The sequence below is a fragment of the Burkholderia anthinoferrum genome (assembly GCF_002925705.1).
In the GTDB taxonomy this organism is placed as follows: Bacteria; Pseudomonadota; Gammaproteobacteria; order Burkholderiales; family Burkholderiaceae; genus Burkholderia; species Burkholderia semiarida.
The window spans coordinates 180,547-202,078 of the sequence record NZ_LFZP01000049.1 but is presented as its reverse complement, the minus strand read 5'-3'; the positions used below and the strand labels follow the sequence as shown (position 1 = coordinate 202,078).

The window sequence follows — 21,532 nt, the reverse complement described above, 5'->3', positions numbered from 1 at the left end:
GTCTCGGATTCGGTCTCGGGTTCGGGTCTCGGGTTCGGGTCTCGGGTTCGGGTCTCGGGTTCGGGTCGCGCGATCCGGTGCGACATTGTACGCACGGCCGGACCCGGCGAGCCCTCCCCGGCGCACTACGCGACGCGCCCGCTCACCGGAATCGACGCACCGGTGATCGCCTGCGCGTCGGGCGACAGCAGGAATCCGATCGTCGCCGCGAGCTGTTCCGGGCGGACCCAGCGCGAGAAGTCGGCGTCGGGCATGTCCTTGCGGTTCGGCGGCGTGTCGATGATGCTCGGCAACAGCGCGTTCACGGTCACGCCGCGATCGAGCAGCTCCGCCGCGAGCGCCTCGGTGAGCCGCGCGACACCCGCCTTCGCGGCCGCATACGCGCCCATCCCCGCGCCGGCCTTGAACGCCGCGCCCGCGCCGATGTTGACGATGCGGCCGGCCTGGCTCGCCACCAGGTATGGCAGCGCGGCCTTCGACGCATTCAGCGCCGTCTTCACGTTCAGTTCGTACATGCGGTCCCACGTGGCGGCATCGCCGTCGGCGATCGTCTGCCACACGAATGCGCCGGCGATGTTCAGCAGCGCGTCGACCCGGCCGAATTCGCGATTGACCGTTTCGAGCGCCTGCACGGCGGCCCGCGGATCGACGAGATCGATGCCGCCGATGCGCAACGCATCGGCCGGCACGCCGGGCAGCGCCTGCGCCGCCGGAGCCGTGCCGCGGCCGATCAGCGCGACGCGGGCGCCGCGCTCGCCGAGCCACGCGGCCGTCGCGACGCCCAGATGACCGAAGCCGCCGGTGATCGCGACTGCCTTGCCTTTCAGGTGGTGTTCCATCGATGTGTTCTCCTGGATCGAGGGTGATGGGTTGAAATGCCGACAGCGTAGCGCCGTTCACGCGTTCGTGCGCACGGCGATGAGGGTGCGGCAGCGCGGCGTCCCTGTCGTTTCGCCGCGGTCGCGGGCCCACGCGCGGCCGGCGGCATCGCGAGACGGATCGCGGCTCATGCGTCGCGAGACGGCGCGACGTGGCGGACGTGGCTCGACAAGCGCGCAGTCGAACGGCCGGGCATAATGCGCGATGCCCGCCAGGTGCGGCGCACGGCACGACAACCAAGCCCGCCTGGCCGACGGCACGTACCACCGCCGACTCGCCTCCCAATCTCAACCGTCAATCCCATGCAAGTACTCGTCATCGGAACCGGCAAGCTCGCCAACGAGTTGCTCGGCTCGCACACGCTCGACCCGGCCGCCTGCCGCGTGATGCCGTGGCCGGACAGCGCGCGAACCGACGCCCGACGTAGCGACGCCCGACGTAGCGACGCACGAACGATCGTCGTCCATGCCGGCTCGGGCCGCGAACTCCCCGACGCGATCGCATTCTGCCAGGCCACCGCGTCGCCGCTCGTCGAGTTGTCGACCGGCTCCGACCTCGAAACGGGGACGTACGGCTTTCCGGTCGTGCTGTGCCCGAACACGAACATCCTGATGCTGAAGTTCATGTGCATGCTGGAAGCCAGCGGCCACCTGTTTCGCGACTGCGAGATCGGCGTGACGGAATCGCATCAGGCCGGCAAGACGTCCGTCCCCGGCACGGCCGTCGGTATCGCCCAATCGCTCGGCGTACGGCCGGAAGACATCCGCTCCGTGCGCGACCCGGCCGTGCAGCGCAGCGAACTCGGCATCCCCGACGATCAACTCGGCCGCCATGCGGTTCACCGGATACGCATCGACGACGGCGCATGCAGCCTGCAGTTCGAATCGCGCGTATCCGGCGCGACACCCTATGCGGATGGCGTATCGCGCATCGTCGAAGCCGTCCGGCAGCACGATCTCGAGCATCGCCGCTATTCGATCGTCGAGTTCATCCGCAACGGCTGGCTGTAGTCGCGGCGCGGCGTGCGGCACGTGCCCTCATGGCGCGGGCCGTCCGCAGATGCCCGCACGGCCTCGCCGAAACCGATGCCCGCGCTGGCTCACCGCTACCCGTTGCCCAGCACCGCCCCGCTCTCCGGCAAGGTCGCGCCGCCGTCGACGACGATCGTCTGCCCGGTGATGTACGCCGCGTCGGCCGATGCAAGAAACAGCATCGCGTTCGCGATGTCCTCGGGCTCGCCCATCCGCGCGAGCGGAATGTCGCGCGCGATCTGCGCGGCGACGGACGCGTCGCCGAGATTGCCGGCCGCCGGCGTGCGGATCATCCCCGGTTCGACGCCGTTGACCGTCACGTTGCGGCGCGCCAACTCCAGCGCCGCCGCCCGAATGAAGCCGTTCACGCCGGCCTTCGACGCCGCGTAATGCGCGAGCCCCGGATAGACGACGCGCGGCCCCGTCACCGACGACGTGACGAGCAGCCGCCCGGCCCCCGCGCGCTCGAAGGCCGGCAACGCGGCCTGCGCAAGCCAGAACAGCGCCGACAGGTTGACCGACAGCGTGCGCTCGAGCGTCGGCTCGTCGATCCGCGTGAACGGCGTCAATGGAAAATACGCGGCATTGTGGACGACGACATCGAGCCGGCCGCCGTCGCGCTCGACCGCCGCGACGAGCGCATCCAGTTCGTCCCGGCTCGCGGCATCGACCCGATACGCGCGCGCTTCGCCGCCCGCGCTCGCCAGCGCGCCGGCCTGCACGGCCGCCGCGTCGCCGTTCAGGTCGGCCACGGCGACGAATGCGCCGGATTCCGCGAAACGGCGCGCGATCGCCGCGCCGATTCCTTGCGCGGCGCCCGTGACGAGCACGACGCGCCCGCTGAAATCCGCATGCAGGCGGCCGCTGCCCCGCACGGCAGTCATCGCTGCGCCTCGTCGCCGACCGGATGCACGGTTTCGTTCAGTACCTGCGCGTAAGCACCGACCGGGAAATTCGACAGCGTGCCGAAATCGCCGCCCTGATAGCCGAAGATCTTGCCGTCGGTCTTGCGTTGCGCGAGGTCGATCAGCACGACGCCGAGCGTCGGCACCACCTTTTCGCGCCACACGAACAGATACAGCGCGTCCGCAATCTTGAAGTAATGACAGCGGTCGACATCGGCCAGCCCGCCTTCGACGCCCTGCAGGCACTGCCATGCGTAGAAATTCTCGTTCAGGTAGATGTGCTCGTAGCATTCGGTCGGGCTGTAGCGATACATCGTCCGTTTGCCGATCAGTTCGCGCGTGGGCGCGTGAAGCGGGCCCGGCTCGGCGTGGCCGCCGAGCGTGCCGTGCCGGAATTGCGCGTCGACGGCCGTCAGCGGCAGCCCGCGCGCGACGCGCGTGAACGCATCGATGCGCGTGTCGGCTTCCGTCGGCAACGTACCGACGACCGACGTCCACACGCCGTTGTCGAGATCGATCACGAGGCTGACCGATGTCGCCCGAGCGGTGGCATCGATGTAGTCGACGAAGTACAGCCCGTCGCGCAGCCGCGTCACGCGGCATGGCGCGCGGCCGCCCGTATCGGCGACCGCGTCGCGCCACTGCAGCGCACCCGGCTCGAACGTATGGACGCGCCATGCGCACGATGCGTCGACGAGCGTCAGCGTCCGCCCGACGAGCGCGTCGACGGATGCAAGGATGTTCGCCTCGGGCGCGAAGCCGTCCGCGAGCGCACCCACCTGAATGAATACCGGATCCTGTCGTTCCACCTGCCGCCTCCCGTGCAGCCTCAGGCCCGGCGGGCCGTGTACGCTGCTCATGCGCACATGGTGCGGGCTGCGCGCGCCGCGCGGTATCGGCCAAAAGGATGAAGGGCGCGCGGCGCCGGAACACGCTAAAGTGCACGTGATCCGCGCCGCCCCCGGCACGAGGAGCGCACATGCACCGTGTCATCCATTACCGACGCACCGGCGAAGGCATCGAGGCAATCAGCCTCGAGTCCGACCGCGCGTTTCCGCGCCACGCGCACGACGAATTCGGGGTCGGCGTGATCGTCAGCGGTGCGCACCGGTCGTGGAGCGGCCGCGGTCAGGTCGACGCGCTCGCAGGCGACGCGATCATGGTCAACCCGGGCGAGGTGCACGACGGCTCGCCGCTCGAAGCCGGCACCGGGCGGCGCTGGCGGATGCTCTATCTCGCCCCCGCGCTGGTCGCGAGCGTCGCGGCGGAAGAAGGCCTCGGCGGCGTCGAGCTTGCGCATCCGGCCGTGCGTGACACGCGGCTTGCGGCCGCCGTCGGCAGGCTGCATGCGCGCATCGTGGCAGGCGAAACCCAGCCGCTGGCCCGCGACGAAGCGCTCGTCATGCTCGTCGCCGGGTTGCTCGCCCGGCACGCAAGCCGCACGCTGCCGGCGGCCGGCGTCGCGCCGGCGGTCCGCGTCGCGCGGGAGCGGCTCGACGCGGCGCCGGCCGCACCCGTGTCGCTCGCCGAGCTGGCCGACCTGAGCGGCGTCAGCCGCTTCCAGTTGCTGCGCGGCTTTGCGCGCGAGCTCGGCATCACGCCGCATGCATACCTGGTTCAGTCGCGCACGCGGCTGGCGCGCGCGCTGCTGGCCAGCGGCCTGCCGATCGCCGATGCCGCGGCCGAAGCCGGCTTCGCCGATCAGAGCCACCTGACCCGCGCATTCGCGCGCCAGTTCGGCATCACGCCGGGGCGGTTCACGCAGGCGGGTTGAGTAACGCCGTCGGCCGCGCAGCGCCGCAGGCGCCGGGCGCACTGCGTTCGAAAGCGACTACCCCCTCGAAGGCCGCCGCGACCTGTTGCGTCAGCGCAAGCCGACGGTTCACCACCTTCAGTCCCGTCCCTGGCTGCAATTTCGTTCAAGACGCACGCTGCCGCCATACACGACGATGCAGCGCATGAAGACACGACTGATCGGCTATCTCTATCTCGCCGCCGCGATGGCGGGCGTCGGCAGCACCGTCATCGCGAGCCGTCTCGCGGCCGGCGGCCTGCCGCCGTTCGCGGCCACCGCGCTGCGCTTCCTGATCGCGACCCCGTTGCTGTTCGCGATGATGCGCGCACAGCGCATGCGCTGGCCGCGCATCTCCGCACGCGATGCCGTGCTGCTCGTCATTCAGGCGGCGGCGGGCGGCGTCGGATATACGGTGCTGCTGATCAGCGGCACGAAGCTGTCGTCGCCGCTCGATGCCGGCGTGATGCTCGGCACGTTGCCGGCCATGTCGACGCTGATCGCGGCCGTCGTGCTGCGCGAGCGGCAGACGCCGCGCGACTGGCTGGCCGCCGCGCTGGCCACGGCCGGCGTGCTGTTCGTCACGTTCGCGCCGGGCCATGCGATGCCGTCGCTGCAAACACTTGCCGGCGATGCGCTGGTGCTGGCGGCCGTCGCATGCGAAGCGGTCTTCATCCTGCTCAACCGTCGGCTTGCCGCGCCGTTGCCGCCGCTTGCGCTATCCACCGCGATGTCGGGCCTCGGCTTCGTGCTCGCACTCGTGCCGGCCGCGTTCGAATGGCATGCGGTGGCGAGCAGCTGGACCGTCGGCGCCGTGTCGGCGATCGTCTACTACGCATTGATTCCGACCGTGCTGGGTTACCTGTGCTGGTATGCGGGCTCGGCACGCACGAGCGGCACCGAGGCGGCCCTGTTCACCGCGGTCGCGCCGGTTTCGGCCGTGCTGTTCGCGGTCGCGCTGTTCGGCGAAACGCTGACCGGCACACGTGTCGCCGGCATCGCGCTCGTCGTCGCCGGCATGCTCGTCGGCGCGACGCGACGGCGCGAGCCGCCCGTCGAGCCGCGCGCCGCGCTCGCCGCGCAGGCCGCCGCCGACTGACTCGCGTTCGTCGCGTCCCCGCGGAGACGGCGGCGCCTCCGTCGACGTCGCAGCGCTCGTCGATCCAGCCTTTCCGACACACGGTCGACCGACTGTAGGAATGTGTCCGCGCACCGCAAAACCGTTGCGCACGACTGCGCAAGATGCAATATTCGCGTGGCCGATCCCTTTGACCATCATCGAACAACACTCCGCCACGCAATGAACAGGAAGGAAGCCAAAACAAGAATCGCGGTGCTGCTGTCCGCGGGAACGAGGAAGGCCGACGCGCTGGCCGAGCTATCCGGGCAAGGGCTCAAGGATCGCGTGCTCGCGCACCTGATCGCGTCGCGCCCCGACCCTGAACGCTGCCGCAAGAACAAGATACACATCCGGATCCTGATCGCGCTCGGCATCGCGCAGTTGGTCATCAGCCTGATGCTTGCGTACTACTTCCTCGCGTCCGGCGCCGGCGGCGTCCTGGTCACCGCCTTCCTGGCGTTGACCGTGCCGCTGTCGCTGCTGTTCATCTGGGGCTTCGCGACCCATCGTGTCGGCGCATATCACGCGTTCATCCTGCTGTCGCTGCTGCAGATGCCGAAGACCGTCGCCGATCTCGGGCGGGATCCGTCCGCCGCGCTGCCGAGCCTCGCGATCACGGTCGCGCTGGTCGGTTATGTCTGGTTCGTCCGCAACCGGTTGTTCCCCGACTACGGCTGGTTCACGCCGCGCAAGGTCGAGGGCCGCTACGCGTTCGTGGAACGCGCCTGACGCCGCGGCATCGATTCGTACGCAAAAAAGGCGCCGGGCCGCCCCGCCATCGCGGGAAGGCCCGGCGCCTTCTGCATGCCGGAACCGGTCGGCTTACTTGGCCTTTTCAGCCGAATCGCTGATCGCCTGGCCGCCCTTCGAAATGTCCTGGCCCACGCCGGCGACGGTATTGCAACCGGCGAGCGCGGCGGTCACCACCAGCAGCATTGCAGCAATCGTACGCGTCATTCTCATTCTCCTTCGAATCAACAAGCCCGACCGGGCGAATCGTGTGCGGCGCGGCGCCCGGCACGCTGCCGGACACGGGGCCTGACCTGATTATACGGAGACGCGCGCCGCGCGCCAGTACGGCCCCGCGAGTGTCATACGCGCCACCCCTGCGCGCACAGATTTTTCTTGACTTCATCGCGGCAGAAATTAATATACGCACCGCGTATATTTTCCGCCCAGGAGCCGCCGATGACCGTTCCCCAGCAAGCCTTCCTCCGCGACGCGATGCGCCGCCTCAACATGACCCGCGAGGCATTCGCGAATCGCATCGGCGTCAGCCGCCGCGCGCTGGATACGTGGCTGCTTCCGGACGATTCGCAGGAATCGCGCGGGATGCCCGAAATCGTTGAGCGCTTCGTGTCGGAAATCGTCGAGCGTTCGGCGCCGGATGGCGAGAACTATACGCAAAGCGTAGACAAGCAAGGGCTCGCGAAGCAATTCCTGTTCGAAGGCAAGCCGCAGTTGATCTCGGTCGACCAGTTTTCGCGGGATTCGGTCGAGGCGCTGTTCCGCGTGGCCGACGTCATGCAGCCGATCGCGCGGCGTCACAAGATTTCACGCGTGCTCGAAGGCGCCGTGCTCGGCAACCTGTTCTTCGAGGCCAGCACGCGCACGCGCGTGTCGTTCGGCGCGGCCTTCTGCCGGCTCGGCGGCTCGGTGTGCGACACGACGGGCTTCACGTTCTCGTCGATGGCGAAGGGCGAATCGATCTACGACACGAGCCGCGTGATGGCCGGCTACGTCGACGCGCTCGTGATCCGCCATCCGGAAAAAGGCTCGGTGGCCGAATTCGCACGGGCGACCAACCTGCCGGTGATCAACGGCGGCGACGGCCCCGGCGAGCACCCGAGCCAGGCGCTGCTCGACCTCTACACGATCCAGCGCGAGTTTTCGCGGCTCGGCAAGATCGTCGACGGCGCGCACATCGCGCTGGTCGGCGACCTGAAGTACGGCCGCACCGTGCACTCGCTCGTCAAGCTGCTCGCGCTGTACCGCGGGCTGAAGTTCACGCTCGTGTCGCCGCCGACGCTCGAGATGCCGGCGTACATCGTCGACCAGATCTCGACGAACGGCCACGCGGTCGAGCAGACGAACGATCTCGCGGCGGGCTTGCGCGGCGCGGACGTGGTCTACGCGACGCGGATCCAGAAGGAGCGCTTCACCGACGAGTCGTTCGAAGGCTATACGCCGGATTTCCAGATCAACCAGGCGCTCGTCGACTCGGTGTGCAAGCCCGACACGCTGATCATGCACCCGCTGCCGCGCGACAGCCGGCCCGGCGCGAACGACCTGTCGGTCGACCTGAACCGCGACCCGCGTCTCGCGATCTTCCGGCAGACCGACAACGGCATTCCGGTGCGGATGGCGATCTTCGCGGTGCTGCTGGGCGTCGAGAATCTCGTCCAGCATTCGATGCGCGACGCGACGTGGCGCCCGCCGGCATACCTGGGGCCGGAGGATGCGGTGTTTCACGGAATCGACTGATCTGCGGCCGGTCGCGCGCGCCCGAACGGGAATTCGCTGCAGTTCAAGGGCCGCGCGCAGACGTAACGCATTCAACGCGCCGACTTGCACGGCGCGTTGTCATTTTCGGCGCCGGTGACGTGACGGCCGCCGACCCGGCGCCGGCGGAACCAAGAGTCGATCACACGCAGGCCTGCTGCTTCGAACGGCGCGACGTCGCGCGTGGCCGCGATCGAACCGTTCGAGGCGGCGATTGCAGCGACGAAGCCATCGGCAGACGCCATTGCGTTGCCTGTCGCTCCCCGGCCACGAGCCTTCGCCCCCTCCGCAACATTCGTCAACAATTCCCCGACAAATGAGAACAAGAACGCTTCTCATTCGTAAAGAAATTACATAGAATGCCGCCTGAAAACAAATCGTAATAATCCCCGCTGGCATGCACATTTCCGTAGCGCACTGCCCCGGGAGCCACACCGCGAGGTCGAAGCGCACCATGAAGTCCCGTCCCGACGAGCTGAAGCTCGGCAAGTTCACCACCCTCTGCAGCGTGCTGGCCGCGAGCCCCGCGTTCGCCGACGGCACGCCGCCCGCGGCGACCGCCGGCACCGAAGGCCATCTCGCGCCGATCGAGATCCAGGGCAAGACCGAGCACAGCTACAAGGCCGACTTTTCCGCTTCCGCGAAATTCACCGCGCCGCTCGTCGACACGCCGAAATCCGTCACCGTGATCCCGCAGGAACTGATCCAGAACAGCGGCGCGACCACGCTGACCGAAGCGCTGCGTACCGTGCCCGGCATCACGTTCGGCGCCGGCGAGGGCGGCAACCCGCTCGGCGACCGTCCGTTCATCCGCGGCTACGACACGCAGGGCAGCATGTTCGTCGACGGCATGCGCGACACGGGCGCCACCACGCGCGAGATCTTCAACACCGAGCGCGTCGAGATCACCAAGGGTTCCGACGGCGCGTACGGCGGCCGCGGCGGCGCGGGCGGCAGCATCAACCTGATCACGAAGGCCCCGCACCTCGGCACGACGGCCGCCGCGAGCGCGGGCCTCGGCACCGACCGCTATCGCCGCTTCACCGCCGACGGCAACTGGCAGTTCGCCGATCACGCCGCGTTCCGCCTGAACCTGATGAGCCACAACAACGACGTGGCCGGCCGCGACGCCGTCAACAACGAGCGCTGGGGCGTCGCGCCGTCGATCGCGTTCGGTCTCGGCACGCCGACGCGCGTGACCGCGAGCTACTACCACCTGCAGACGGACGACATGCCCGACGGCGGCATCCCGTACTTCTATACGACGTCGAACAAGCCCGCGAACGTCGGCACGATCTATCCGGCGCCCGTCGATCGCCACAACTTCTACGGCCTGATCGACCGCGACTTCCGCAAGACCACGTCGGACATCAGCACGATCAGGATCGAGCACGACATCACGCCGAACCTCACGGTGCGCAACACCGCGCGCTACACGGAATCGACGCAGGACTACATCTGGACGCAGCCGGACGACAGCCAGGGCAACGTGGTGAACGGCAAGGTCTGGCGCCGCAACAACAACCGCAACAGCGCGATCAACAGCCTCGCGAACCTGACCGAGCTGTTCGGCGAATTCCGCACGGGCCCGTTCAAGCACAGCTTCAACACCGGCATCGAGCTGTCGCGCGAATGGGGCAAGCGCGACTCGTACACGGTCGCGACCGACACCGGCAAGATCTGCCAGAAAGGCATCGGCGCCGCGTCCGGCTACAACTGCACGAGCCTGTGGTCGCCGAACCCGAGCGATCCGTGGGCCGGCTCGATCTCGCGCAACAACGACTACGCGCATGCGCGCACCACCACGAAATCGATCTACGGCTTCGACACGATCGAGATCACGCCGCGCTGGCAGGTCAACGCCGGCGTGCGCGTCGACGACTACTCGACCCGCTTCACCGATACCAAGGCGAATGGCGGCAAGACCTACACGCGCGACGACACGCTGTTCAACTGGCAGGCCGGCCTCGTGTTCAAGCCCGCGCGGAACGGCAGCATCTATGCGTCGTATGCGACGTCGTCGACGCCCGCCGGCATGCTGCTCGGCGAAGGCAGCGAAACGCAGTCGCTCACGCCGGGCCGCGGCGGCGTCGGCCCGAATGCCGATCAGCTTTCTCCGGAAAAGAACCGCAGCATCGAACTCGGCACGAAATGGAACGTGCTGAACGACAAGCTGTCGCTGACGGCCGCGCTGTTCCAGATCGACACGACGAACGCGCGCGTGACGCTGCCGAACAACCAGTACGCGATGGTCGGCAACAAGCGCGTGCAAGGCCTCGAGCTCGGCGTCGCGGGCCAGATCACGAAGCAGTGGCAGGTGTTCGGCGGCTACACGTACATGAAGAGTGAACTACGCGACAACGGCAAGGACACCGCGAACAACGGCAACCGCTTCCCGAACACGCCGAAGCACAGCCTCACGATGTGGTCGAACTACGACATCACGCCGAAGTTCACGGTCGGCGGCGGCGCGTTCTACATGTCGGAAGTGTTCGGCGATCCCGCGAACCTGCGCGCCGTGCCGTCGTACTGGCGCTTCGACGCGATGGCGCAGTACCGGATCAACAAGAAGCTCGATCTGCAACTGAACGTGAACAACCTGTTCAACCGCACCTACTTCGATCAGGCGTATCCGGCGCACTATGCGTCGATCGCGCCGGGCCGCTCGGCGTTCGTCACGCTGAACGCGCGCTACTGATCGATGGAGGCCGTGTCGCTGAAGGCGCTCGCGTCGGTCTCGCCGCGCGAGTTCGCCGACATCCTGGCCGGGCCGCCCGAGCGCGCCGCCGCGTGGGTCGCGGCGGCGGCCGAGCACGGCATCGTCGATGCGCAGGCCGTGTACGGGCAATACCTGCTCGACGGCCACGGCGTGCCGCGCGATCCCGCGGCCGCGCTCACGTGGTTCCGGCATGCCGCGCAGGCGAATCATCCGATGGCGATGAACATGCTCGGACGCTGCTACGAGTTCGGCTGGGGCACGGCCGCGTGCGCGCCGGTCGCCGTGTACTGGTACCGGCTCGCCGCGCAGGCGGGCCTCGACTGGGGCATGTACAACTACGCGACCGCACTCGCCCTCGGCAACGGCGTCGACGAGAACCGCGCCGACGCGCTCGAGTGGTTTCGTCGCGCGGCCGCGCTCGGCCATGCGAAATCGATCAACCTGATCGGCGGCTTCTACGAGGACGGCTGGGTCGTACCGGTCGATATCGATGCCGCGTTCGACCACTATCGCCGTGCCGCCGTTGCCGGCGATTTTCGCGGCCAGTTCAACTACGCGCGGCTGCTCGCCGAGCGCGGGCGCGTCGACGAAGCGCTCGTGTGGCTCGCGCGGGTGCCGGCCACCGCGACACCCGCGTTCATCGCGAAGATGCGCGCGTATCTCGTGTCGTCGCCGCTCGACGCGTTTCGGTCGGCGGCGATGCAACTGGCGCCGCACGCAATGGAATCCGTATCATGATGCTTCACATCCCCGGCGTACTGACGAAAGCGCAGGTCGCGCAATGCCGCGAACTTCTCGATCGCGCCGAATGGATCGACGGCAACGCGACGTCCGGCGCGCAGTCGGCGCTCGCGAAACGCAACCGGCAATTACCGGAAGGCTCGCAGGCCGCACGCGCGGTGGGCGACGCGATCCAGGATGCGCTCGCGCGCCATCCGCTGTTCTTTTCCGCGGCGCTGCCGCTCAAGGTGTTTCCGCCGCTGTTCAATCGCTATGCAGGCGGCGAGACGTTCGGCACGCACGTCGACAACGCGATCCGGCTGCTGCGCGGCACGGATTTCCGCGTGCGCAGCGACCTGTCGGCGACGTTGTTTCTCGAAGAACCCGATGCGTACGAGGGCGGCGAGCTGTGCGTCGAGGATACGTACGGCGTGCATCGCGCGAAGCTGCCGGCGGGCGACCTCGTGCTGTATCCGGCATCGAGCCTGCATCACGTGACGCCTGTGACGCGCGGCGAGCGCGTCGCGTCGTTCTTCTGGATCCAGAGCATGGTGCGCGACGACGGCGACCGCACGCTGCTGTTTCAGCTCGATACGCAGATTCAGGCGCTTTCCGCGGAAAAGAGCGCGAAGGATCCGATGGTCATTTCGCTGACGGGGATTTATCACAACCTGTTGAGGAAGTGGGCGGATGCGTAGCCCGAGCCGGTCACGCCGCACGGCGCTTGCGCCGCATCGAAATGCGAGGCTAAAATGACCATAGTCTGATGACCATGACCATATCATGATGCCGCACGCTCCCGTATCGAAATCCGAATTCAAGGCTCGCGCGCTCGAATACTTCCGGCTCGTCGAGGCGTCGGGCGAAAGCCTGATCGTCACCGACCACGGCAAACCGACGCTCGAGATCCGCCCGTATCGCTCGCGCGAAGCCCAGCCGTTGGACATATTGCGCGGGTCGGTCATGCGCTACGACAATCCTGTCGATCCGATTGCGGAAGATGATTGGGAGGCGTCGCGGTGATCGTGCTGGATACGCATGCATTGGTGTGGTGGGTAGCGGGCGACCCCGCGCTCAGCAAGAAGGCGCGGAGCGCGATCGATCGCGCGCGGAGCGAAGGTGCGCTCGCCGCATCCGCGATCTCCGCGTGGGAAATCGCGATGCTGGTGCGCAACGATCGCCTCGCATTGACGATGGATGTCGACGCGTGGCTCGCCACCGTCGCGCAGATCGACGGCATGCGTTTCGTGCCGGTCGATGCCGACATCGCCGCGAAATCCACCGACCTGCCCGGCACGTTCCACAAGGATCCGGCCGATCGCATGATCGTCGCGACCGCGCGGCGTCTCGGCGCGCCGCTCGTCACGCGCGACGAAAAAATCCGCGCGTACGCGCACGTCAAGACGCTCTGGTAAGCGTCGCCCGCGCTCGGGTCATATCGCGGCGCGTTCTGCACGAGACTCTGGCATATTGGCGATTCGTCTGACCAAAACGACCGCGGCCACCCTGCTCGACATCGGCCGACGGCCTGCAACCGGCCTCGCCATCATGAACGCCACCGACCAGGAATCGTCGGGCGCGTGCTACACGCACAACCCGTTCCTCAGTCGCGCGGCCGCGCGAAACCGCCAGATCCTGATCGACGCGCTGACGCACGCCGGCTTCACGAATTACCCGTCCGAATGGTGGCACTGGTCGTTCGGCGATCGCTATTGGGCCGTGATACAGAACGAATCGCACGCAATTTACGGTCCTGTCGACGAAAGCATGCTCGACGAAGCGGCGCGATGACAGTTTTCCCGATCCGGCAGGCGTGATTCGGTAACATCCTCACTTGCCGATCCCCGTGTGCTCCCGCACAATCGCAGCACCTGCCTCACTCCCCTCGCGCCGATGTCCTATGCGTCACTCGCCACCGGCGTCCTGCTCGCCGGCGGCCTTGGTCAACGCTTCGACCCGAGCGGCCTGCACAGCAAGCTGCTCGCCCGGCTCCCCGACGGCACGCCGGTTGCGGTGGCCGCCGCCCGCCGTCTCGCGGCAGCCACCGCCGACGTGATCGCCGTCGTGCGTCCCGGCGCCGAAACGCTTGCGATTCTGCTGAACGAAGCCGGCTGCCAGGTCGTCTATGCACCCGACGCGTTGCGGGGCATGGGCGCGAGCCTCGCGGCCGGCGTCCGCACGACGCCCGATGCGAGCGGCTGGCTCGTCGCGCTCGGCGACATGCCGTGGATCGCCGCTTCCACCTACGAAACGGTCGCACGCGCGCTCGAAGCCGACAACGCATCGATCGTCGCGCCCGCGCATCGCGGCGTGCGCGGGCATCCAGTCGGTTTCGCCGCGCACCACTTCGAAGCACTGGCCGCCCTCGACGGCGACACGGGCGCCCGCGCGCTGTTCGCCAGCGCACCGGTGCAACTGCTCGATATCGACGATCCCGGCATCCTGCGCGACGTCGATACACCGGCGGACTTGCGCTGACTTCGATTGCGCGACCTCGCGAGATTCCGCACGAACACCGTCAATAGGCGGATTTCGCCGACGATCGGGAGCCTGCCGCAAGAACCCGCTGCAAACGCGCGCCCGATTGGCTATAACCAAGACGAGGCGCGTCCACCGCGCCACCGCCGTCACGCACCGCACGAGTTCTCCATGAGCGACCACACGACCCCGACGCCCGAGCCACCGGCCGACCCGAACCGCGACCCGGAAGACGACCCGTTCTCGTCGCCGCCCGGCCATCACGACAACCCGCAGCAGCCGGACGGACCGCCGAGCAAGGACCCGGTCTAGCCGCGCGCCGGCCGCGCCGCGAACTCGACCGCGACTTACGTGACGGGCTCTAGCGCGCGGTATATCCCCCGTCGATCGGCAACGACACACCGCTGATCATCGACGCCGCATCGCTCAGCAAAAACAGGATCGGCTCGACGACTTCGTCCGGCTGCGCGAACCGGCCGAGCGGAATCGCGGCGAGCATCGGTTCGCGCTTGTCCGGTTCGCTCCACGCGAACTGCGCCATCGGCGTGAGCGTGACGGTGGGATTCACGCTGTTCACACGAATGCCGTGCGGGCCGAGCTCAATGCACAGCACGCGCGTGATCGCGTCCATCGCCGCCTTCGACGCGCAATAGCTCAGATGCGCGGGCAGCCCGACGAGCGACGCCTGGCTCGACACGTTGACGATGCTGCCCCGCGCGTGCGCGTCACCGCGTCCGTCGCGCTCGATCATCCTTCGCGCCACGGCCCGCGCGACGAGCGCCGCACCGCGCGCATTGACGGCCATCACGCGATCGAAATGCGCGGCTTCGACGTCGAGCGCAGGCTCGAGCGACGCGATCCCCGCGCAATTGACGAGGCCGTCGAACGCATCGTACGCGGCGAGTGCGGCATCGATCGCGTGTTCGTCGCCGCCGACATCCATGCGCAACGTATCGCACGCAATCTCCGCGGCGAGCGTGTCGAGCGCGGCCATGTCGCGCGCCGCCGCGACGACGCGCGCGCCTGCATGCGCCAGCGCGACCGCGCACGCACGGCCGATTCCGCTCGAGGCACCCGTGACGAGCACCGTCGACCCACTGAAATCGAATCGTGTGTTCATGATGATGTCCCGAGCCTGTGCATGATCGGCTTGAGTGCCGGATACAGCGCCGTATAGAGCGAAAAACGCGCGTCGTACGTTTTCGCGCGGTCGGCGTCGGGCCGTGCGCGCTCGACGAGCGTGACCCAGCCGCCCTGCGCGTCGTCGCGCGACACGAGCCCTGCGCCGACGCCCGCGAGCAGCGCGGCGCCCATTGCGGCTTCGACGTCCTGCTCGATCGTCCACACCGGAAAACCCGTCACGTCGGCGATGATCTGCATCCACAGCGCCGAATGCGCGGCGCCGCCGACGACGATCAATCGATCGTCCAGCGCCGCCGCGCCACGGCGGCCGGCCTCGATGTTGTGGCGCAACGCGAACGCGACGCCTTCGAGTACCGCACGATAAAGATGCGCACGCGTATGCGCGAGACTCAGCCCGACGAACGCGCCGCTCGCCTTCGCATCCCACACCGGGCTGCGCTCGCCCATCAGGTACGGCAGAAACAGCACGCCGTCGGCGCCGGCCGGCACGCGCTCGGCCGCCTCCTCGAGCAACATGTGCGGATCGCCGTGCGGCAGCAGGCGCGCCGCGTCGATTTCCGCGTGACAGAACTGGTCGCGAAACCATGCGACCGATGCGCCGGCCGTGATCGCTCCGCCGAACACGTACAGGTCGCGCTGCCCGTCGAACACGTGCGGCATGCTGACGAGGCCGTGGCGCGCATCGACGTGCCGGTTCACGTAGCCCCAGCACATGCTCGTGCCGATCATCGCGACGTGCTGCCCGGTGCGCGCGGCACCGGCCGCGAAGGTCGCCACCGCCGCATCGACGCCGCCTGCCACGACGGGCGTGCCGGCCGGCAGGCCGAGTTGGGCGGTCCATTGTGACAGCAGGCCGCCGACGACGTCCGTCGAATCAACCAGCCGCTCGGGCATCATCGTCGCCGGAATGCCGAGCATGTCGAGCGCGTCGTCCGACCACTCGCGGCGCGCGACGTCGTACACGCCGCCGATATTGCCGGCCGAACTGTGGTCGACCGCGACTTCGCCGGTCAGTAAATAGATCACGTACGCGTTCGGCGGCAGGAAATAGCGCACGTTCGCCCACACGTCCGGCCGCTGGTCGCGCAGCCACAGCATCTTGGTGAACCCGTAGTAGCTGTCGACGCCGTTGCCGGTGATCACGCGCAGCCGCTCGACGTTCACGTGCTCGTTGACCCAGTCGACTTGCGCGGTCGCACGCCGGTCCATCCAGATCAGGCATGGATGCAGCGGCCGCATGTCGATGTCGACCGGGATGCCCGAGCCGCCGTACAGGCTGCTCACGCATACCGCGCGAATCGCATCGGCCGGCACGCCCTGCGCGCGCGCGTCGCTCACGCAGCCCGCGATGCAGTCGAGCACCGCGTCGAACCACACCTTCGGCCACTGCTCGGCCCACAGCGGGCGCGGCGTATCGGGCTGGTAGCCGGCCGAGCGCCGCGCGACGATCGTGCCGTGCCGGTCGACGAGCAGCGCCTTGGTGCTCTGCGTGCCGATGTCGACGCCTATGACGTATTCCATGATGTCTCCGGTGAGGCGCGCGCCGGCCGTCAGCGGGCCGGCTTCAGCAGCACCTTGATCGATTCGGGCGATTTCGCGACGCGGATCGCGTCGTCCCATTCCTCGAGCGCGAAACCGTGCGTGACGATGCCCTTCGACGTGACGAGCCCGCGCGCGAGCAGGTCGATCGCGACCGGATAGCAGTATGGCCCGAGGTGCGCGCCGCGTACGTCGAGCTCCTTGCGGTCGCCGATGATCGACCAGTCGACGGTCGCGTCCTCGCCGAACACGCTGAATTCGACGAAGCGGCCGAGCTTGCGGATCAGGTCGAGCCCCTGGTTCACGCCGACCGGCGCACCGGTCGTCTCGATGTACACGTCACAGCCATAGCCGTCGGTGAGCGCACGGACGATTTCGCGCGCGTCGTCGCGCTTCGGGTTGATCGTCACGTCGGCGCCGTACTGCCGCGCGAGTTCGAGCCGTTCGTCGATCAGGTCGATCACGACGAGTTTCTTCGGCGTCTTCAGGTGCGCGACCTGCGTCATCATCAGCCCGAGCGGGCCCGCGCCCGCGATCACGACGACGTCGTCGAGCTGGACGTCGCCGCGGTTCACCGTGTGGATCGCGCACGACAGCGGCTCGATGATCGCGGCATCCTCGAGCGATATGCCGAGCGGGATCTTGTGGACGATCGCGGTCGGCGGAATGCGCATGTATTCGGCCATCCCGCCGTCGGCGACCTCGCGCTGGAAGCCGAAAATGTTGTGCACCTCGCACATCCAGTACTGGCCCGACCTGCAATAGCGGCACTTCCCGCACGGCACGATCTGCTCGGCGATCACGCGCTCGCCCAGCGCGACGCCGAAATGCTCGGCCGCGCCGTCGCCGAGCGCTTCGACATAGCCGAAGAATTCGTGGCCGGGAATCACCGGCGCCTTCACCCACGGGCTCGGGCCGCCCCAGAACATCTTGGCGCCGGTGTAGCACTTGCAGTCGCTCGCGCAGATGCCACACGCGGCGATGCGGATCACGAGCTCGTTCGTACCGGGGCGCGGCATCGCGACCTGTTCGACGCGATAGTCCTCGGGGCCGTGGCAGACGACCGCGGTCATGCGCGGTTTGGCTTCGGGTGTCGTCATGAGTTGTCTCTTTTCTGAATGATTCGGATAACCGATATCTCCGTCGTTACCGCGATCGCTCGCGGCTGATGTAGATCGCGAGCAGGATGATTCCGCCCTTGATCACGTTCTGCACATACGGGTTCACGCCGATCATGTTGAGCCCGTTGTTGAGCACGCCGAGCAACAGTGCGCCCACCAGCGTGCCGAGAATCGCGCCGCGCCCGCCGGAGATCGACGTGCCGCCCATCACGACGGCCGCGATCGCGTCGAGCTCGAAGCCCACGCCCGCGTTCGGCTGCCCGCTCATCAGGCGCCCGGTCAGCACGATCGCGGCGAGCGCGGACGTGAGCCCGGCCAGCGTGTACACGATCAGCTTCACGCGCGCGACGCGCACGCCGGTGAGCCGCGTCGCCTGCTCGTTGCCGCCGATCGCATACACGTAGCGGCCGAATGGCATCCGGTCGAGCAGCAGCCACGCGATCGCATAGACCACCAGCATGATCAGCACCGGCGCCTGGATGCCGAGCACCTTGCCGCTGCCGAAGAACGCGACCCAGTCGGGCAGCCCGTCGATCGGATAGCCGCCCGTGTAGATCAGCGCGAGACCGCGCGCGATGCCCATCGTCGCGAGCGTGACGATGATCGGCGGCATTCCCGCGAACGCGACGAACACACCGTTCAGGACACCGAAGCCGAGGCCGACCGCGATGCCGATCGCCAGCGCGGCGACCGCGTTGACGCCCGCGACCATCAGCCCGGCCGCGAGCGTGCCCGACAGCGCCATCACCGAGCCGACCGACAGGTCGATTCCGCCCGTCAGGATCACGCAGGTCATGCCGACCGCGATGATCGCGTTGATCGACACCTGGCGCAGCACGTTCTCGAGGTTCGCGGCGGACAGGAAGCTCGGGCTCGCGATCATCATCGCGATGCAGACCACGACGAGGCCGACGAGCGGATAGAACAGCGTCGAGCGGCGCAGTTGCGCCCACATCGCGCGCGGCGGCGGCGCGTCGCCGTTTCCGGCCGTGGCCGCGAGCGTCGTCGAACGCGTGGAAGAAGAATCAGGCAGGTTCATGGGTCGCTCCTCGCGTGCCGGCCGTGGCATAGGTCATGACCGTGTCGGGATCGATCTCGTCGCCGGCGAGCGTCGCCTCGATGCGGCCTTGCCGGAACACGGCGACGCGATCGCACATGCCGACGATTTCCGGCAATTCGGACGAGATCATGATGATGGCGTAGCCGCGCGCGGTGAGTTCGCGCATCAGCCCGTAGATTTCGGCTTTCGCGCCGACGTCGATGCCGCGCGTCGGCTCGTCGAAGATCAGCACCGACGTGTGATGGTTCAGCCAGCGCGCGATCACGACCTTCTGCTGGTTGCCGCCGGACAGCGTCGCGACCTCGGTGTGGATCGACGGCGCCTTGACACCGACGCGCCGCATCACGTCGTGCGTGGTGCGCGCCTCGCTTCGCCGGTCGATCAGCCAGCGCATCGACCGGTACTTGCCGAGGTTGTTCAGCGAGATGTTGTCGCGAATCGAGAACGACGTGACGAGCCCTTCCGTCTTGCGGCTTTCCGGCAGGATGCCGATGCCCGCGCGCAGCGCGTCGGCCGGATCGGCGAGCTTCGCCGCCGCGCCGCGCACGCGCAGCGCCTTGCGATGAGCACGCGTCGCGCCGATCACCGCGAGCGCGGTCTCGGTACGCCCCGAGCCGACCAGCCCCGCGAAACCGAGGATCTCGCCTTCATGCAGCGCAAAGCGGTTCACCGGGCCGTCGCGCTCGATCTGCAGCGCATCGACCTCGAGCACGGCCGGCGCGTCGGCCGGCCGCGCCGGCTTCGGCGGAAAGCTGCTTTCGATCCGGCGGCCGACCATCATGCGCACCAGTTGCTCGACGTCGGTGCGCGCGACCTCGGTCGTCGCGACGTACTGGCCGTCGCGCAGCACCGTGATGCGGTCGCACACCGCGAAGATCTCGTCGAGGTGATGCGAGATGAAGATCATCGCGACGCCCTGCCGCTTCAACTCGCGCATGATCGCGAACAGGTGCTCGGCCTCGGCCGGCGTGAGCGTGGCGGTCGGCTCGTCCAGGATCAGGATGCGCGCGTCGAGCGACAGCGCCTTGCCGATCTCGACGAACTGCTGCTGCGCGACCGACAGCGCGCGGATCGGCGCATCGAGATCGATCGCCACGCCCAGGCGCGCGAAGATGGCGGCCGCCGCGGCGCGCATCCGCTTGCGGTCGCGCGCGCCCCAGCGGTTGCGCAGCTCACGGCCGAGGAACAGGTTGTCGACGGCATCGAGGTGCGGAATCAGGCTGAATTCCTGGAACACGATGCCGACGCCGGCCGCGACCGCGTCGTGATAGTCGGCGAAATGGCGTGCGCTGCCGTCGATCTCGATCGTGCCCGCATCCGGCTGGTGGATGCCGCACAGGATCTTCATCAGCGTCGACTTGCCCGCGCCGTTCTCGCCGAGCAGCGCATGAATCTCGCCGCGCGCGATCTCCAGATGAATGTCGGACAGCGCCTTCACGCCGGGAAAGCTTTTCGTGATGTGGCTGAGCCTGAGTATCGTGTCCATCGGCTTCTCCGTGCGAAGGGCGTCGGCCGCGCCGCCGCCCTTCGCGTCGCGTCGCACGTCGTTCACCAGCTGAAACCCTTCGCGTTGCCGCGATCGACGACCTTCACGTCGACGGGAATCGCCTTGGGCACCGTCGCGCCCCACTTGCGCGCGATCGCGATGCCGAGCGCAATGCGCACCTGGTCGGCCGGGAACTGCGCGGTCGTCTCGATGAACTTCGAGTTCGGCTTCTGGATCGCGGCGATCGCCTCGGGCGCGCCGTCGACGCTCGTCAGCTTGATGTCCTTGCCGGAACCCTCGATCGCGGCGAGCGCGCCCATCGAGCCGCCGTCGTTCACGCTGAAGATGCCCTTCAGGTTCGGATGCGCGGAGATCATGTTCTCGGTGACCGACAGCGCGGCGGCGCGCTCCTGCTTGCCGTTCTGCGTATCGACGAGCTTCACGTTCGGGAATTTCGCGAGCCCGGCCTTGCAGCCGCGCACGCGTTCGAGAATCGGTACGACCGGAATGCCGTCGAGGATCGCGACCTCGCCGCTGCCGCCGATCGCCTTCGCGAGGTATTCGCACGACATCACGCCCGCGTCGTAATTCTTCGAGCCGACGAACGAATCGACCGGCCCGTTCGCGTTCGCATCGACGGCCACGACCACCGCGCCGGCCTTCTTCGCCTGCGTGATCGCCGACTGGATGCCGGTCGAATCGGTCGGGTTCACGAGCAGGATGTCGATCTTCTTCTGCAGCATGTCCTCGACGTCGCTCACCTGCTTGCTGACGTCGTGATGCGCGTCGGTGACGACGACCTGCGCGCCGATCGACGCGGCCGCTTCGTTCAGCGCCTTCTGCATCGTCACGAAGTACGGGTTGTTCAGTTCCTGGAACGTCATGCCGATCCGCAGCGGCGCGGCGTGCGCGGCGGCGGCGGGCAACAGGGCCGCGGCGGCGAGCGCGGCAACGGCCGCCAGGCGGGCGGCGCGACGGGAAGAAGAAGCGGGCGATGCGTGCGTCATGACGGTGTCTCCAGATTGTGTGCGGCTTTT

23 protein-coding genes and 1 pseudogene are annotated in these 21,532 nt (G+C 68.0%); 13 read left to right on the top strand and 11 right to left on the bottom strand.

The genetic code is table 11. The features are described 5' to 3' along the window. Positions 1 to 125: 125 nt before the first annotated feature. The gene (locus C5F75_RS19845; RefSeq protein WP_059584778.1) at positions 126 to 839 is read right to left on the bottom strand and encodes an SDR family NAD(P)-dependent oxidoreductase; all 714 of its coding nucleotides are present in this window, start codon (positions 837 to 839) and stop codon (positions 126 to 128) included. 342 nt (positions 840 to 1,181) lie between these two features. Here C5F75_RS19845 and C5F75_RS19840 point away from each other — a divergent pair, with 342 nt between their 5' ends. Further along, positions 1,182 to 1,889 carry a hypothetical protein gene (locus tag C5F75_RS19840; protein ID WP_059584776.1) on the top strand — a complete coding sequence of 236 codons (708 nt, stop codon included), beginning with the start codon at positions 1,182 to 1,184 and terminating at the stop codon, positions 1,887 to 1,889. 95 nt (positions 1,890 to 1,984) lie between these two features. Here the strand turns inward: C5F75_RS19840 and C5F75_RS19835 are convergent, their stop codons facing one another. Then, a complete protein-coding gene (locus tag C5F75_RS19835; RefSeq protein WP_059584775.1) occupies positions 1,985 to 2,794 on the bottom strand; it encodes an SDR family oxidoreductase in 810 nt (269 codons plus the stop codon). Continuing rightward, positions 2,791 to 3,624 carry a molybdenum cofactor biosynthesis F family protein gene (locus tag C5F75_RS19830; protein WP_059584773.1) on the bottom strand — a complete coding sequence of 278 codons (834 nt, stop codon included), beginning with the start codon at positions 3,622 to 3,624 and terminating at the stop codon, positions 2,791 to 2,793. The genes C5F75_RS19835 and C5F75_RS19830 overlap by 4 nt, the downstream gene beginning before the upstream one ends. 170 nt (positions 3,625 to 3,794) lie before the next feature. Here C5F75_RS19830 and C5F75_RS19825 point away from each other — a divergent pair, with 170 nt between their 5' ends. From C5F75_RS19825 to C5F75_RS19815, 3 genes are all read left to right on the top strand, one after another. Next, positions 3,795 to 4,589 (top strand): AraC family transcriptional regulator, encoded by a 795-nt coding sequence (locus C5F75_RS19825; RefSeq protein ID WP_059584772.1) that lies wholly within the window; start codon positions 3,795 to 3,797, stop codon positions 4,587 to 4,589. Between the two features lie 184 nt (positions 4,590 to 4,773). Next, positions 4,774 to 5,706, top strand: a complete 933-nt coding sequence (locus C5F75_RS19820) for a DMT family transporter (RefSeq protein ID WP_059585116.1) — start codon at positions 4,774 to 4,776, stop codon at positions 5,704 to 5,706. A 201-nt stretch (positions 5,707 to 5,907) separates the two neighbouring features. Beyond that, the gene (locus tag C5F75_RS19815; RefSeq protein ID WP_059584770.1) at positions 5,908 to 6,456 is read left to right on the top strand and encodes a hypothetical protein; all 549 of its coding nucleotides are present in this window, start codon (positions 5,908 to 5,910) and stop codon (positions 6,454 to 6,456) included. Positions 6,457 to 6,549: 93 nt separating this feature from the next. On the opposite strand, the gene C5F75_RS19810 is transcribed toward C5F75_RS19815, so the two are convergent. Continuing rightward, entirely contained in the window at positions 6,550 to 6,684 is a 135-nt protein-coding gene (locus C5F75_RS19810; RefSeq protein WP_006485835.1) for an entericidin A/B family lipoprotein, read from the bottom strand. 231 nt (positions 6,685 to 6,915) lie between these two features. Here C5F75_RS19810 and C5F75_RS19805 point away from each other — a divergent pair, with 231 nt between their 5' ends. Continuing rightward, positions 6,916 to 8,211, top strand: a complete 1,296-nt coding sequence (locus C5F75_RS19805; RefSeq protein ID WP_059584768.1) for an aspartate carbamoyltransferase — start codon at positions 6,916 to 6,918, stop codon at positions 8,209 to 8,211. 43 nt (positions 8,212 to 8,254) lie between these two features. On the opposite strand, the pseudogene C5F75_RS37270 reads toward C5F75_RS19805, so the two are convergent. Then, positions 8,255 to 8,489, bottom strand: a pseudogene (locus C5F75_RS37270) (hypothetical protein); the annotation flags it as partial. A 194-nt stretch (positions 8,490 to 8,683) separates the two neighbouring features. Between C5F75_RS37270 and C5F75_RS19795 the strand changes: the two are divergent. From C5F75_RS19795 to C5F75_RS36845, 8 genes are all read left to right on the top strand, one after another. Then, entirely contained in the window at positions 8,684 to 10,927 is a 2,244-nt protein-coding gene (locus C5F75_RS19795; protein ID WP_059584766.1) for a TonB-dependent receptor, read from the top strand. A gap of 3 nt (positions 10,928 to 10,930) precedes the next feature. Then, entirely contained in the window at positions 10,931 to 11,686 is a 756-nt protein-coding gene (locus C5F75_RS19790) for a tetratricopeptide repeat protein (RefSeq protein ID WP_089465665.1), read from the top strand. Beyond that, entirely contained in the window at positions 11,683 to 12,366 is a 684-nt protein-coding gene (locus C5F75_RS19785) for a Fe2+-dependent dioxygenase (RefSeq protein WP_104012639.1), read from the top strand. The genes C5F75_RS19790 and C5F75_RS19785 overlap by 4 nt, the downstream gene beginning before the upstream one ends. A gap of 85 nt (positions 12,367 to 12,451) precedes the next feature. Beyond that, complete coding sequence (locus C5F75_RS19780) at positions 12,452 to 12,691, top strand: type II toxin-antitoxin system Phd/YefM family antitoxin (RefSeq protein ID WP_059584760.1); 240 nt, start codon at positions 12,452 to 12,454, stop codon at positions 12,689 to 12,691. Next, positions 12,688 to 13,083, top strand: coding sequence for a type II toxin-antitoxin system VapC family toxin (locus C5F75_RS19775; protein WP_059585115.1), 396 nt, complete (start codon positions 12,688 to 12,690; stop codon positions 13,081 to 13,083). The genes C5F75_RS19780 and C5F75_RS19775 overlap by 4 nt, the downstream gene beginning before the upstream one ends. Before the next feature lie 133 nt (positions 13,084 to 13,216). Continuing rightward, complete coding sequence (locus C5F75_RS19770; protein WP_059585114.1) at positions 13,217 to 13,459, top strand: M15 family metallopeptidase; 243 nt, start codon at positions 13,217 to 13,219, stop codon at positions 13,457 to 13,459. Between the two features lie 102 nt (positions 13,460 to 13,561). Continuing rightward, positions 13,562 to 14,146: a nucleotidyltransferase family protein gene (locus C5F75_RS19765; protein WP_059584758.1), complete on the top strand. Its 585-nt coding sequence runs from the start codon at positions 13,562 to 13,564 to the stop codon at positions 14,144 to 14,146. Positions 14,147 to 14,317: 171 nt separating this feature from the next. Further along, positions 14,318 to 14,458, top strand: a complete 141-nt coding sequence (locus C5F75_RS36845; RefSeq protein ID WP_012339712.1) for a hypothetical protein — start codon at positions 14,318 to 14,320, stop codon at positions 14,456 to 14,458. Positions 14,459 to 14,507: 49 nt separating this feature from the next. Here C5F75_RS36845 and C5F75_RS19760 read toward each other — a convergent pair whose 3' ends face one another. From C5F75_RS19760 to C5F75_RS19735, 6 genes are read right to left on the bottom strand one after another with little or no spacing between them, the layout of a single operon-like run. Continuing rightward, positions 14,508 to 15,266, bottom strand: a complete 759-nt coding sequence (locus C5F75_RS19760; protein WP_059584755.1) for an SDR family oxidoreductase — start codon at positions 15,264 to 15,266, stop codon at positions 14,508 to 14,510. Then, positions 15,263 to 16,810 (bottom strand): FGGY-family carbohydrate kinase, encoded by a 1,548-nt coding sequence (locus C5F75_RS19755; protein ID WP_059585113.1) that lies wholly within the window; start codon positions 16,808 to 16,810, stop codon positions 15,263 to 15,265. The genes C5F75_RS19760 and C5F75_RS19755 overlap by 4 nt, the downstream gene beginning before the upstream one ends. Before the next feature lie 29 nt (positions 16,811 to 16,839). Beyond that, complete coding sequence (locus tag C5F75_RS19750) at positions 16,840 to 17,928, bottom strand: alcohol dehydrogenase catalytic domain-containing protein (protein ID WP_059584753.1); 1,089 nt, start codon at positions 17,926 to 17,928, stop codon at positions 16,840 to 16,842. Between the two features lie 46 nt (positions 17,929 to 17,974). Continuing rightward, positions 17,975 to 18,988, bottom strand: a complete 1,014-nt coding sequence (locus C5F75_RS19745) for an ABC transporter permease (protein WP_059584751.1) — start codon at positions 18,986 to 18,988, stop codon at positions 17,975 to 17,977. Next, on the bottom strand, positions 18,975 to 20,639 hold the full coding sequence (locus C5F75_RS19740; RefSeq protein WP_407641354.1) for a sugar ABC transporter ATP-binding protein: 1,665 nt from the start codon (positions 20,637 to 20,639) through the stop codon (positions 18,975 to 18,977). Before C5F75_RS19740 ends, C5F75_RS19745 begins: the two co-directional genes overlap by 14 nt. Beyond that, the gene (locus tag C5F75_RS19735) at positions 20,558 to 21,502 is read right to left on the bottom strand and encodes a substrate-binding domain-containing protein (RefSeq protein WP_059584750.1); all 945 of its coding nucleotides are present in this window, start codon (positions 21,500 to 21,502) and stop codon (positions 20,558 to 20,560) included. The genes C5F75_RS19740 and C5F75_RS19735 overlap by 82 nt, the downstream gene beginning before the upstream one ends. Positions 21,503 to 21,532: the final 30 nt, after the last annotated feature.